Below are 12,871 nucleotides of genomic sequence, written 5' to 3' on the forward strand. Positions count from 1 at the left end.
CACGATTCAGAGAGGAACTACGAAATGAAGCCATTATTTGCAGGAGTAACTATCGTTGATGGACCAGAGGATTGGCAGATTATTCAGCGAGATAAACAAGGATTTGGTAGTCTGAGTCTTATAGGGACTTGGGAAACTCAGGAGCAGGAATTTTCAATTCAAGCGCGTTTAGTAAATGAAAGTAATCAAATGCCTGTAACAAACTATCTAGACTGGCAAACCGCTGCGCTCGATACGGTGAACAAGCAGTTTAGAATCACTTTGAACCAGATCCCTCAAGGTGGTTTATATCGAATTGAAACACGGATAAGACGTCCAAATGCTCTTGATGCTAGAGCTATGCGTGGAGACTGTATTCATCATATTGGCATCGGAGATTTGTATATTATTGCTGGACAAAGCAACGCTTCAGGTACTGGGAAAGGTGAAGTAGAGGATGGTCCGATGCTTGGTGTGCATATGTTTGCCAATGATGAGCGATGGAAGCTAGGCAGTCATCCACTTGAGGATGCAACGAACACCCTTCATCCGATTACGATAACCAGCGTATTTCACGGGCACAGTCCGTGGATTGCATTTGCCAAAGCTATTTTTCTCAAAACAAGTGTGCCTATTGGTTTAATTCCGACTGCTCTTGGAGGAAGCCCGATTTCGATGTGGATTCATGGTGAAGACTGTTCAGGTGTGCTGTTTGATAATATGGCGGAGATGCTGGAGAAAGCAGGCGGTAAAGCAGCTGGCCTAGTTTGGCATCAGGGAGAATCGGATACTTCAACGAGTGGATTAAAAGAGTATAAGCATCGTTTTCAACAATTTGTTGCGGAAACACGTAAGCTTTTACAGGATGATGCATTCCCAATATTTACTGCACAGCTCAATGGAGTCGTCTCACCAAATGCGGATGATTTTGCGTGGAGTGAAATGAGGCAGATTCAACGTGAACTATCTCTAGAGCTGGGGCGAGTTTACTTGATCGTCACGATTGGCCTCGGCATGTCGGATGAAATTCATAATAGCTCCTTGTCCAATGTTGTAATTGGCCAGCGGTATGCATCGGCAGCACTTGAACATGTTTATGGATTGCCAATTAGCTCAAGCTTTCCAGATCTAGTTGCTGCAGCTTTTGTGGATGAGGATAAAAGGCAGCTTCAATTGCAGTTTGCTCATGTTGGAGGAGATTGGACACCTCATCGCGCTATAACGGATTTTAGAGTGGAGGATGAGCTCGGTCATCTCGATATAGATCTGGTTAAACTCTTAGATGCAGGGATAGTACATCTTAATTTGCAGCGAGAACCACAGGGAATTACCAAGGTTACGGGGCTATATGGAGCTAATCCTAGGGTTAGTCTGTTGGATGATAATTGTCGGGGGATTACTCCATTTATTGTTCGAATTTAATAGTGTAAGTAATAAAAATAAACGCAGCCTGCGGAATGTTTTCCGCGAGCTGCGTTTTTTAGGATCTCAAATCATGAAGTAATGCCAGAAACCAGAAGCTACTGTACTTGGAATGTAGTCCAAACCTGCTTAATCAGGCTGTCGTTCTGTTCGGTATGCACAGCATCATTGATGTTCAAGACGATTTTATAGACAATCTCATTCTTTTTAAAGATATATTGAGTCTCTTTATAAGGTCCGTCTTTAGGGTTATAAGAAATCTCAACTTTCTTTACAGCTACACCAAATTTATTTTCGGAAGTTACTTTATATTTATAATTTTTATCATTTTTAGTGCTTAGTTTATAGCCTGCTTCAGCTTTCTTCCAGATATCCTCTAGGCTTGTTTTGTCGTCTGTATTGATATTAACAGTACCACCTGTGAAATAATAGGTTTGGGCAGGCATGTCCTTTTTCAAGCCATATTCACTAGAGAACCAAGTTTCTGGGATATGGACGGTGTATTTATATTTCTTGTTCGTGTAAGCCAGGGTCGCATTTGCAACTGCAATATCTGCTTCATCTTGAATAAAACCGATCGAAGTGTCCATAGTATCTTTTTGGATTTTTACGGAATCCATGACTTGATCGACAAGAGCTTTCATATCAGCAGCTTTCTTATGCTCATCAAAAGCGAATATGAAGCTATATTTGTATTTGTCTTTAATCACATAGTAGGTTTGAGTGGTTTGCCAGGTTTTGCTGTCCATGGTCGATGACGACTGGATTCCACTCGCCGGTACTCCGGATACGACTTTATCCGATAAAGCACTTATTTTGCGATAGGCGGTTACGAAGCTGTCTGTAAACAGCTTTTCTTGGCGTGATGTCCAAGCCTTCAAGGTATCTCCAGATGAGGCTGAAGTAATTTCTACAGATAGGAATTGCTCTCTTGTTTTATCAGCAAAGCTAAGGGAAGTTTCATCGTAGAATGAAGTCCATTCAGAAGGGAGGTCAAACGAAACTCCATAATCACTAGTAATAGTTTTGAAATCTTTAAAGGATGATATATCCTTCAAAGCCGTGTTTGATTTATCAAAGGTTAAGGAGAATGAGTCCATTAATTGCAAATAACCATTTAACTTAAATGGATTTTTATAATTTTCTTCCGTGTTAACGAACAAAGTAATGTAATAGATTCGGTCCTCTTTATGAAAAGCTCGGGAGACATAATAGCCCTCACCGCTGATCTTGCCTGTCACTAAAGCATAAGGTACGATGGCTGTATCGACATATTTTTTCTCGAAAATCATACCTTCATTCATGGCTGCTGTTTTACGCAATAAACCATTCACAGATACGTCTTTGGCTTTTTCTTCTACCTGAATGGATATTGCAAATTCGCCTTTTGCATCACCAAAAATAGTATTCTCATCCCCGTAGCCATCCAATTTAACAAGCTCTGCCGGATAATTCATCGACCACCCGAAATGGCTGTCGCCAATTGCAGTTTTACCCTGGTCAGCGTCAATATAGGCGCCATCTTCACCTTGTTTCCAGATGGTTCCAGTCAAATCTTCTCCAAGAATAACCTCTCGAACGACATCCGCACCACCTGATTTCATGTTCAGCTTCACGGTGTCGCCAGGCAGGTATTTTTTCATAATTTCATTTAATTCTACTAGAGAGGAGATTGGGTCACTATTCACGGAAACCAATGTGTCTCCTTGTTTAATGCCTGCATTAGCTGCTGGGGAATCGGGTTCGATGTAAGCAACATTCAAAGCGGAAACGGTTGGCAAACCAACAACTGCTTCCCAGCCTTCTTCAAGCTCCATGCCTAGATAAGGGCGTTTTACTTTACCATAAGCCAGAAATTGCTTTAACACATATTGAACGGTATCGACTGGAATCGCAAAACCCAAGCTGTCCACTCCGACAGAGCTGAATTTCAAGGCGTTGATTCCGATGACTTCCCCTTTCATATTCAGCAAGGCGCCGCCGCTGTTCCCCGCATTAATCGCCGCATCTGTTTGGAGGAGTAGATATTCAGAATTAATCGTGCGTTCCATTCCACTAACAATACCTTGCGTAACGGAATTCCTCAATGCAAATGAAATCGGAGTACCAATAGCTAGCACCGGATCACCAACACGGATCGAAGACTGCACGCCGAAGGTGGCTACGGGTAAGCCCTGTGCATCAATTTTCACTAATGCCAAATCGCTGACTTCGTCGTAATGCGTCGTTTTCCCAGGGTAAGTCTTACCGTCTGAAGTAACAACAACAATGTTTTTCATGTTTTTTACTACATGCGCATTGGTAAGAATAACTCCGTCTGCTCCAACAATAACCCCAGTCCCATGGGCCAAATCAAAGCGATTGCTTGAACTATCAATGCCATATCCATAAGGATCCTCTGATTCGGTGGGTTTACCTATAATGGCCACTACAAACGGTTTTGCTTTTTCAATTACCTGTGGTACGGTCATCGTGCTTGAAGCATCATCTGCATTTGCCGATTGGCTCCCTTGAAGCATTCCCAAAGCCAATAAACAAATCACCATAATAGAAACCCCAGTTGCTCTAATATAACGCTTCTTTCTCTCTCTACTCACAGTACCTATCTCCACTTATAACTCCTCTTTTCCTAAACTGAATTAAACTCATTTGAATTTACCATGGAAAAATTTGTTATGTCAACGAAAACATCATGCGTTAATTCGATGGAATCGAATAGAACATGCGAATACCATTGTCATCCGTGTACCAAATCACGCGCTTTTACAGTGTTATCGGCGGCAAAAATCGTTGTGCCTTGTGTTGATGTTACCATGAATATTACAAGAATTAAGCATAAAACCTTTCTCATCTGTTGGTTCCTCCTGGGATGATTTTACTAATAACAAAATATAGTTATTGATAATTACATTTATTCTATGAGCTTTCTGTAATTCCTTTTATTTCAAATTTATATTAATCGTTAATGAAAATAGGTAGACAAGCAAATCTTTTGTATGTTATTATCGGTGATACAAATGAATGTGCAAGCAATGTTTGCGAAGAACGCAAACTTACGGAGAGCTATCCGTGGGTTGCGTTCTTTTTGTTTTTTCAGAGAGGAGGTGGGAGGAAAGACGTGAATAAACGCAAATGGGTTGCTTATGTAATGGGCTTGCTAATGATCTGCTTTTCGCTTTATTTCTATTATCAGTTTACGGATGAATACCAAACCAAGATAACTACGATGCGAACATTAAAGCCCTTAAGGCCCTTACAGGCTGGGGAAGTGATCACCAACGACAATGTCCAAAATGTACTAATTCCCGTTTCCGCGCATGATTCGAATGCTTTAATAGATATCGATGCCATTCGTGGGAAGAAGCTCAAGGTCCCCCTGAGCACAGGGGAGGAATTTACAGCTTGGAAGCTGGCTGATGCTATTCTAGCACCACGACCGGATCAGCGTTATTACGCCTTTAAAACCGATGCCTTACAGAATGTTTCCAACATGATAAGACGAGGAGATCGCGTAGATGTATGGGTTGAATTCGATAAGCCAAGACATTCCGACGATCTTGAAACAGGTGGTATGTGGATTGGCAGCGTCAAATTACTGGAAAACTTACTCGTTGCAGATGTGAAGAGCGCGGAAGGAATCGAAATCTCAGATGCCTACGAGAATGGTGGTGGCTTTTCGGCTTTAAATGTAAGCATGCTGCATAATCAAGAACCCGATTTGAATCTTATTCGGGCGAGTCCAAATGCTAAACCGGAATTGAATACCTATATTATGAATGAAGCCGAGTACAACGTTTATGTGATAGGTGCGCTAGCTGGAAAAATAAAGCTCTCATTAGCTAATATTATGGTCGAGAACGGAGGAGATTCACGAATATCGGAGCAATACTTGAAGTATCAAGGGACAGAGATTTTTAACAAAGATCTGAAATAGGAGGAGATTAAATGAAGATTTTAGCAGCAGTTTGCAATTCAGAGCAGAATGATTATCTGCTGGATTTAGCTAAAGAGGCTATAGATGTTCAACTAGTCATTGTGCACAGCTACGAGCAGATGATCCTAAAGCTAGGAGGTATCTACGAAAGAATAATTATTCACTGTGAGCTTTTTACTGAGGCTTACCCTTGGGATTGGATGACGGAGATTAAGCTGCGGCAGCCCCATTCGAAAGTAACCATTGCCTTATCACTCAAAACCTACGATTCCATTTACAATGATGTCATTATGCGCTTGGCGGCCGACTATGAATTTACGATTATCCCGCTTGGTTTAACGGAAAAAGAGATTATGGAGCGATTTACGGACGGCTTATTGGCCAATTCGACTATACCCATAGCTAGAAACGGATCCTTAATTGCAGTGAAATCAGCTTCACCTAAGGATGGCGCGACGACCGTGGCTGTGAGCACAGCATTGAGCCTAGCTAAGACAACTAATTTAAGCATCGGCTTATTGGATTTGAATCTAAAATCACCGGATATTAAAGACAATTTCAACATCGCACAATTGGGCAAAAGCTTATTCTCCTTAAGACCGAAGATCAGTACAAATTCTATTCAATCGGCAGATATTATGGAGCATTGTTATACATACAAAGGCTATAAAAATTTACATTTGCTGCTGGGAAGCCATCGTCGAGATACGGCTGGAGATCTAACTATGGATCAAACCAAGAATTTACTGGATGCTGCGAAACGTACCTTCGATATCGTAATTGCAGATGTACACACATTTCCAGATAATGCGGCAACCGTTTGTGCGATCAAGCATGCGGATGAGCGTTGGCTTGTTACACAGCCTAGTTATACAAGCTTTAAGATCAGCTGGGCAGATTGGTATGAATGCTTTTGGCGTCACTGTGGCTTGGATAAGACAGATTTCTCGCTTATCGTTAATCGTTCTAATACCAACCATGCCATTAAAGTGAATGGGATAGGCAGCGAATTAGGCATGAAGATTGAAGGAGTGATTACCAATGTAGCTGGTGGGGTGGGGATTAAAGCTGTAAACGAGGGGATTCCGTTACTGTTGGCGGAGCATAATGGCTTGTTCACTAAAGAAATTAATTTAATAGCCGCTCAGTTGCTTGGGAGAATGGGCACTAAGCTTACAAATGCTAAACCAGCAGACAAACTGCAAACCAGCCGACTAAGCAAAATGATCGCAATGATGCTGGCCAAATTTGAGTGAGCTCAGTATATCAAAAAAGGAGGTCGCAATGTCGCTATTAACTCATAGGAAAGTGGCGATGAAGCCGCGCATTCTAATTAATGTAAAGGAGGAAATGATTCAATACGAGACTACAGATCTGAAGCCTGAGCATAAATGGAATCGCAAAGGAAAGCAATCCTATCAAGTCATCCCGCTTGCACAGGCAGTTGATTTAATCTATGAGCATATTACGGAGTTATCAAAAAGCAATCAAGAGCTGCGGCAGTATGTGCTCGATGCAGGCTTAGGCAACCCCAAAGCCCAAGAAAAGCTGAAAGCAATGGTCGAAAATTTGCTGGCAGAGCATCGGATTGAAGTTGATGATTCTACATTAATTGTGCCAATGAATGCTACGGAGAGTATTTTTGCTCTCACTTGTGGGGCTGGATTGCTGGAGGATCTATATAGAATGAAGGATGTAGAGGAGGTGCAGGTCGTAGGTGTCGATATTTTCATCATTCGCAACGGTGAATCCATCACTCATCCACGGAAATTCGCTTCTGTTCAAGACGTGCATCTATTACAAGATCGCTTGGCTTTATGCGGCAAAAAACCGATTAATGAGAAAAATCCGGTTTTGCAATCCTACATGTATAACCGTTCCCGACTGGTCATGGCCCGTGAAAACTACTCGGATGTTCCAATCATCTGTATTCGTAATTTTATTGTTCGCGACGTTACTCTGGATACATTAATTCAGCTAGGAACGATTGATGAACGCATGGCAGAGCTGCTCCAAAGCTTCGTTAAGTATCATGCATCAATTATTGTAGGTGGCAGTACAAATACAGGGAAAACGACATTTTTATTCGCTTTAGCTCAGCAAATCCCTGTGCAAGAACGGATAATCACCTTGGAAAAAGAATTCGAGATTTCACTAAGAGAGAGGCTGAATGGTAAACGTAATATTGTCTCATTACGAGAGGTTACAGAAACGGAGTTACCTATGGAAGAGGCATTTAAGCCGATTTTGGTGATGTCTCCCAAGTGGGTTGTTATTGGAGAAGCCAAAGGCGCAGAGGTTTCCCAGATGATCCAAGGCAGCTTAAGAGGACATGACATTATGGGAACGATTCATACCAAATATCGCGAATCTTTTATGTCGGATGTGGTAGATATGGTCAAGCAGGATGGGAGGAATCATGAGGATCATAACTTAAAAGGGAGGATTGCTCGAGCGTTTAATATCATTATATTCCTACGATTAATTAATATTAATGGAGTAAATCGGCGAGTAGTTACTGAAATTACTGAGCTTTATGCAGATTCTGATGATCATGTTTATGTGAATCCGTTGATTGTTTGGGATTATGAAACTAAGAAATGGGAGGCTACCGGCAATAAGCTCAGCAAATATATTATGGAGCACATGATAACCTACAATGCAGAAGTCGAGACATTCCGCAGGTTAGGGGTGTATAGTGAGTGAGTTTTATAGAGGATTATCCTTAGCGTTATGGATATTAGGATCAGTGGTTATTACAGTGAGCTTGGTAAAAGCAATTGCACGAAAGTTTATCACCATGCAGCGCATGCGTATATTAAATCGGAATCATGGCATTATCCATTCATTCTCACTTTATCAGCTGGCTTGGTTGCATAAATTCAAAGAAACTGTTGCGATCGCGGGTATACCATTTACTCCTAATTTTATATTTAGCCTTGCGTTTATCGGATTTTGTACGGCTTTCTTCAGTGCTGAGGGAGTTGTTAATTGGCTGCAGATGCATTTCGCCGTGGGGATTGATTCGAGTATTCGCCCCAATTTATTGGTTTTCAATAGTGTTTTTGCTTTAGTAATAGGTTCGTTGCCCTTTTTCTATGTATTTTTCAAGCTTCAGCGTAAAAGACAGCAGCTAGCGCTTTGTTTAATCTCTGCGGTACAGAATTTTATTGGGATTTACAATGATAAACATACCCTTGCTGAGTTAATTACCAAAGCCAGTCGAACAATGCCGCAGGAGATAAAGGCGGAGTGGAATCTACTCGAGCTGGCGATTCGTTCAAGGAGTATGAAAGAGGCATTATACACTTTTGCGCGCAGGATTGATAATGCTTGGGCGGAGGATTGGGCTGATATCATGCTAGTAAAAGGAGAGTTCGGCAACGAGATTATCCAATCTTTACACAAGCTAGTACGTGAAATGCAAACGGCAAAAAGCAATGAAGAGAAGCGGCAAGCCGTGATCTCCATTTATCGAATTGGTACAACCTTAATGGTCTTTGCAGCGTTTTTTATTATTGCTTTCAATATCTATGCCGATGGCAACAACTACAAATATTATTTTCTGGAGGCTAAGGGTAAAGCCATCATGACCACATCGCTTTTAATCTTATTTGCTTCCTTAATTGCAGTAGTCCTATCTGGACGGAAAAGGATTTGATGCAGCTTGAGTGCCTATTGGATGCTTAGTGTAATCATTCCAGCTGTATTGACGGTTGGTTTGGGACTTATTATTTTTACATTTACGGCTGGTTTGAAATTGGGCAGGATGGGGCGATTAGCTAATTTTCAACGTTATAGAGTGAAAGCGAAATGGCAGCTTTGGCTAGAGCGCTGGCGTAAATCGGAGGAAGCAACAAAAGCGGGGCGTAAGCTCAAAGAAAAGCTCAAGCTAGCTGGTGACCCATGGGGATTAACTGTCTTTCACTATCAAGCAATAAAGCTCATTTTACTCTTAATCTGGATCCTATATTGGGGTTTTATCGGGTTCTTGAGAATGAGTTTAAGTGGTAGTCTTGAAGGTGCTCCGATAATTCCGCTAACGTTGGGGATTATCGTGATATGGCTTGTTCCTGATATAGCTCTATCCTTGCTAGCTAAACGCCGAAAAACCATTCTATTATTTGAAATATCGCGCTTATCCCATCGACTAACCTTATGCATTACAGAAAAATCAGAATTGCGGGAAGTGATTTTACGAGCTGGCAGGACGCTTAAAGTATTGAAGCCCTATCTTCATGAATTGAGCGTGCAGTGGAATAAAAATCAATACGAAGCTATTCTTCAGCTTGGCAGTAGAGTGGGTCTAACTGAAATGTATCCATTGGTGAATACATTGGTTGCCGTTAGCCATGTAGAACGTGGAGAGGTTGCTCGAATGCTAGAACAGCAGGTTAGCAATATTGATAAAACACTAGAACATGAGATTCAAAAGAAAATTGAAAATGCACCCCTACTAATAATTTTTTTAATTATGATTCCATTTATGGTGGTGTTCGTCTTGATGATTTACCCGTGGATTGCCTATTTATCAGATCAGCTTTCCACATCCTTTGGAGGTGAATGAGCGATGAGCAAGCTTTTGGTTGGTATTGTCCTTACTGTGTTAGTGCTTGGAGGTTGCATTTATGCGATGGGGACTAAGGTGATTCCTGAGATAGGCAATGCAGGTAACTCGGTTAAGACTTCGATTACGCAGGCTTTTCAATGATTCGCAAGATTAAGAACTGAAAGGAGGTGGCTATAGATGACAAAAATTGGTGTGATGATCGTCTTATCTGTTCTATTAATTGGCTGTGCAATTTACTTTCTCGGAACGAAGGTAAATCCGCAGGTCGTTGCAAAAAGCAACTCGATTTCAACAAGTCTTAGTGGAACAACCGTGGATAAAACAACTGGAGCTGTGACCGCTACGGCACCATAAAAACTGAGGGGTGAAAGGATGTCTAAACTAGCGGTTTCTATTTTATTATGTGTGTTGATTGTGGGTATTGGCAGTTATATTTTTGTCGGAAATAATTCAGTTAAACAAAAAGTAGTAGATGGTCATACCACGATGAAGGGTAAAGTCCGATCCTGGGATTATGTTTCGAATTGAGTGAGGAGGGGCGATCTGCCCCTTTCAATTATTATGTGGGAGGTACGTAACTATGATGCAGAAAATTTCCGACGAAAAGGGAGAGGCTACCTTAATTGCTACTTTAATCGTGTCTATAGTTTTAGTTGTTTTTGCTTTTATGCTGATTCCTTATTTCGTATTTATCATGCAACGAGACCATCTGCAGTCGATCGCTAACCATGCCCTAAAAGAAGCCGAAGTCGCGGGTTACGTATCGAATGCAATTATGACCAGTACATCAGCAAAGCTATCCTCCGTAGGATTAGCGGCTATATCCGTTGGTGGTAATTCATACCCTAATTTCGGCGGAAGCACACTGACCAAGGTTTTGCGTGATGCAACAGATCCGACTATACATATCATTATTAAATATCCAGCGGCTAATTTGAGTAAGTTATTTACGAGTATCGGTGGGCAAGCGGAGTCTTCTAATGGCTTTTATTACATCCAGCTTTCGGGTCGTAGTGAAGCTTATGAGTAAGCTCAGGAAAGTTATTGCTAGCGGTTTGGAAGATTCGCATGGTGGAGCGCATGTTTATATTTTTGGGCTCTTGGCCATTGGTGGCATACTGATTATTTTCATCATCTCATTAAATATTGCCCTTGAGTATACCAACAAGAATCACTCTAAACCGTTAGTAGACATCGCTACACATGCTGCTGCGTTGGATTTTGACCTGAATGAGGCTGCACAGGGACGTATTACATGGGACCCGGTAAAAGGAACAGCCTCCTTTTATAGCTATCTACGTAAAAATCTGAGCTTGGATAGTAATAATTATCCGCTGCCTGGAAGCTATTTAACGGCTGCACCAATCGTCCATTACCTTGGATTGGTATCCAATAGCAGCTATCCCTTCATCTATAGTAAGAACGTAACTCTTCACCCTAGCTCAACTCAGCAAGTTGTTAGGAAAATTCAAGCTACACTTTATGGACCTTCTGTAGTTGCTATTGTAGAAGTACAGCAGAAAATGAATGGGCAAGCCACAGGTGAGCCTATTGTCATTTCAAGTATTTCAAGCATTCGCAATCGATTTTAGAAAGAAACAGAAGCTTAAAAATAGGAATAAATGTATAATATGTTTGAAATATTTACAATAATCGACAGCATAGTATAACTTTAGATGGTAAATTGCAATCCTATATTAATAGAGATACATATCACTATGGCTAAGCGCCATCATAGAATGGGGAAACCAATAATGAAGCGAATTTTAATAATTTTAACAATAGGTACCTTGCTAGTTTCGACAATGAACTTTGGTAGAGCGAGAGCAGAATCACTCACTGTTTTTAAAGATATTTCCAAGCATTGGGCAGAAGCATCTATTAACCAAGCTGTGCAAAGAAACTTAGTTGAAGGATATCCAGATGGAACTTTTAAGCCTGATGCAAATGTAACAAGAGCGGAATTTATTAAAATGGTCATTACTGCCTTAGGTATTGTCCAAGGCCCTACTAATCCAGGAAGACATTGGTATGATAATTATGTTAATGCAGCTGCAGATAACTTTTTCTATAAAAATGAATTTGCAAATAGCTTTAATACTGCTATAACGCGGCAAGAAATGTCTTTAATAGCCTTACGGGTAATTTCTGAGGAAATTCGAAATGACAATGATTTTAAAGCAAACAAGATCATGTATGAATCTACAAGATTGGGTTTAATTAAAGGGCTGGATAATACGGGAACATTAGGTGTAGATCAAAATACAACAAGAGCTCAATCCATAACTATTATCGAAAGAATTTTAAATCTAAAAGCCGGTAAAATATTGGCTGTGGACAAACATGCCGTGAATCGAGCAGAAGTCCTTTGGCATGGCACAAATGCTTTTAGCATGATGGAATATTCCATTGGAAAAGATGATCCGCGATGGGAACAAATAGAAGCAACTCTTAAGACCTTCAATCCGGCCAATATGATCATTGAAACACCAGCTGGTTTTCCTAAAGTTAAAAAGGTGATTGATGCTATATTGTGGATTGACTTGGATGATCCACAAGATCCTAATCGGCATTTAATTCCGGAAGATGCAAAAATATTCCCATATGCAGAAGGTGTTAAGAAGCTCTTTTACTTGCATGACTATAAAAATGTATTTGCTATAGTTTCACAAGGGCGTGAACTTGTGAATGAGGATAAAAAAAATTACCCAGCAAACGATAAAGTTTTCATTTATATTAACTCCGGTGTTGAAATTGATTTCTCTCGTATGGCAAAAGGGGATATTAAAGGACAAGGTACGCTCTCGCTCTACTATGATCATATTGGAGAAGCCAATGATTCAATGGTAATATCGAAAGATTTTAAATATTTCCCAACCATAAAATCTAGGATTATTGTGAAACCACCAACAAAAGACTTTCAAAAAGGTATTTTTGAACTAGCATTATGGAATAATTGATAGTGA

13 protein-coding genes are annotated in these 12,871 nt (G+C 40.7%); 12 read left to right on the forward strand and 1 reads right to left on the reverse strand.

The window, feature by feature from the left end; genetic code table 11:
• Positions 1-24 precede the first annotated feature (24 nt).
• Complete coding sequence (locus tag EHS13_RS05970) at positions 25-1,401, forward strand: sialate O-acetylesterase (protein WP_155699483.1); 1,377 nt, start codon at positions 25-27, stop codon at positions 1,399-1,401.
• Positions 1,402-1,499: 98 nt separating this feature from the next.
• Here EHS13_RS05970 and EHS13_RS05975 read toward each other — a convergent pair whose 3' ends face one another.
• Positions 1,500-3,998, reverse strand: a complete 2,499-nt coding sequence (locus EHS13_RS05975) for a S1C family serine protease (protein ID WP_227013812.1) — start codon at positions 3,996-3,998, stop codon at positions 1,500-1,502.
• A 521-nt stretch (positions 3,999-4,519) separates the two neighbouring features.
• On the opposite strand from EHS13_RS05975, the gene EHS13_RS05980 reads away from it, so the two are divergent.
• The 11 genes from EHS13_RS05980 (at position 4,520) to EHS13_RS06025 (ending at position 12,865) form a co-directional block, all read left to right on the forward strand.
• Complete coding sequence (locus tag EHS13_RS05980) at positions 4,520-5,335, forward strand: SAF domain-containing protein (RefSeq protein WP_162462978.1); 816 nt, start codon at positions 4,520-4,522, stop codon at positions 5,333-5,335.
• Positions 5,336-5,346: 11 nt separating this feature from the next.
• Positions 5,347-6,591 (forward strand): CpaE/TadZ family protein, encoded by a 1,245-nt coding sequence (locus EHS13_RS05985; RefSeq protein ID WP_155699485.1) that lies wholly within the window; start codon positions 5,347-5,349, stop codon positions 6,589-6,591.
• Positions 6,592-6,619: 28 nt separating this feature from the next.
• A complete protein-coding gene (locus tag EHS13_RS05990; RefSeq protein WP_155699486.1) occupies positions 6,620-8,041 on the forward strand; it encodes an ATPase, T2SS/T4P/T4SS family in 1,422 nt (473 codons plus the stop codon).
• Entirely contained in the window at positions 8,034-8,996 is a 963-nt protein-coding gene (locus EHS13_RS05995) for a type II secretion system F family protein (RefSeq protein ID WP_155699487.1), read from the forward strand. Before EHS13_RS05990 ends, EHS13_RS05995 begins: the two co-directional genes overlap by 8 nt.
• Positions 8,997-9,002: 6 nt before the next feature.
• The gene (locus EHS13_RS06000; RefSeq protein WP_155699488.1) at positions 9,003-9,902 is read left to right on the forward strand and encodes a hypothetical protein; all 900 of its coding nucleotides are present in this window, start codon (positions 9,003-9,005) and stop codon (positions 9,900-9,902) included.
• A 3-nt stretch (positions 9,903-9,905) separates the two neighbouring features.
• Positions 9,906-10,046, forward strand: coding sequence for a hypothetical protein (locus EHS13_RS06005; RefSeq protein ID WP_155699489.1), 141 nt, complete (start codon positions 9,906-9,908; stop codon positions 10,044-10,046).
• A gap of 36 nt (positions 10,047-10,082) precedes the next feature.
• Positions 10,083-10,259, forward strand: coding sequence for a hypothetical protein (locus EHS13_RS06010; RefSeq protein ID WP_155699490.1), 177 nt, complete (start codon positions 10,083-10,085; stop codon positions 10,257-10,259).
• An 18-nt stretch (positions 10,260-10,277) separates the two neighbouring features.
• A complete protein-coding gene (locus EHS13_RS36355) occupies positions 10,278-10,433 on the forward strand; it encodes a hypothetical protein (protein WP_193571477.1) in 156 nt (51 codons plus the stop codon).
• 52 nt (positions 10,434-10,485) lie between these two features.
• A complete protein-coding gene (locus tag EHS13_RS06015; protein ID WP_155699491.1) occupies positions 10,486-10,935 on the forward strand; it encodes a hypothetical protein in 450 nt (149 codons plus the stop codon).
• A complete protein-coding gene (locus EHS13_RS06020; RefSeq protein WP_227013813.1) occupies positions 10,928-11,497 on the forward strand; it encodes a hypothetical protein in 570 nt (189 codons plus the stop codon). Before EHS13_RS06015 ends, EHS13_RS06020 begins: the two co-directional genes overlap by 8 nt.
• A 162-nt stretch (positions 11,498-11,659) precedes the next feature.
• On the forward strand, positions 11,660-12,865 hold the full coding sequence (locus tag EHS13_RS06025) for an S-layer homology domain-containing protein (RefSeq protein ID WP_162462979.1): 1,206 nt from the start codon (positions 11,660-11,662) through the stop codon (positions 12,863-12,865).
• Positions 12,866-12,871: the final 6 nt, after the last annotated feature.

The organism is Paenibacillus psychroresistens (genome assembly GCF_009728935.1).
GTDB lineage: Bacteria > Bacillota > Bacilli > Paenibacillales > NBRC-103111 > Paenibacillus_AC > Paenibacillus_AC psychroresistens.

Excerpts from the sequence above, each read along its gene's own strand:
- EHS13_RS36355 (WP_193571477.1), top strand. The coding sequence starts at position 10,278 with ATGTCTAAACTAGCGGTTTCTATTTTATTATGTGTGTTGATTGTGGGT.
- EHS13_RS05990 (WP_155699486.1), top strand. The coding sequence starts at position 6,620 with ATGTCGCTATTAACTCATAGGAAAGTGGCGATGAAGCCGCGCATTCTA.
- EHS13_RS06015 (WP_155699491.1), top strand. The coding sequence starts at position 10,486 with ATGATGCAGAAAATTTCCGACGAAAAGGGAGAGGCTACCTTAATTGCT.
- EHS13_RS06005 (WP_155699489.1), top strand. The coding sequence starts at position 9,906 with ATGAGCAAGCTTTTGGTTGGTATTGTCCTTACTGTGTTAGTGCTTGGA.
- EHS13_RS05985 (WP_155699485.1), top strand. The coding sequence starts at position 5,347 with ATGAAGATTTTAGCAGCAGTTTGCAATTCAGAGCAGAATGATTATCTG.
- EHS13_RS06010 (WP_155699490.1), top strand. The coding sequence starts at position 10,083 with ATGACAAAAATTGGTGTGATGATCGTCTTATCTGTTCTATTAATTGGC.
- EHS13_RS06025 (WP_162462979.1), top strand. The coding sequence starts at position 11,660 with ATGAAGCGAATTTTAATAATTTTAACAATAGGTACCTTGCTAGTTTCG.
- EHS13_RS06020 (WP_227013813.1), top strand. The coding sequence starts at position 10,928 with ATGAGTAAGCTCAGGAAAGTTATTGCTAGCGGTTTGGAAGATTCGCAT.
- EHS13_RS05970 (WP_155699483.1), top strand. The coding sequence starts at position 25 with ATGAAGCCATTATTTGCAGGAGTAACTATCGTTGATGGACCAGAGGAT.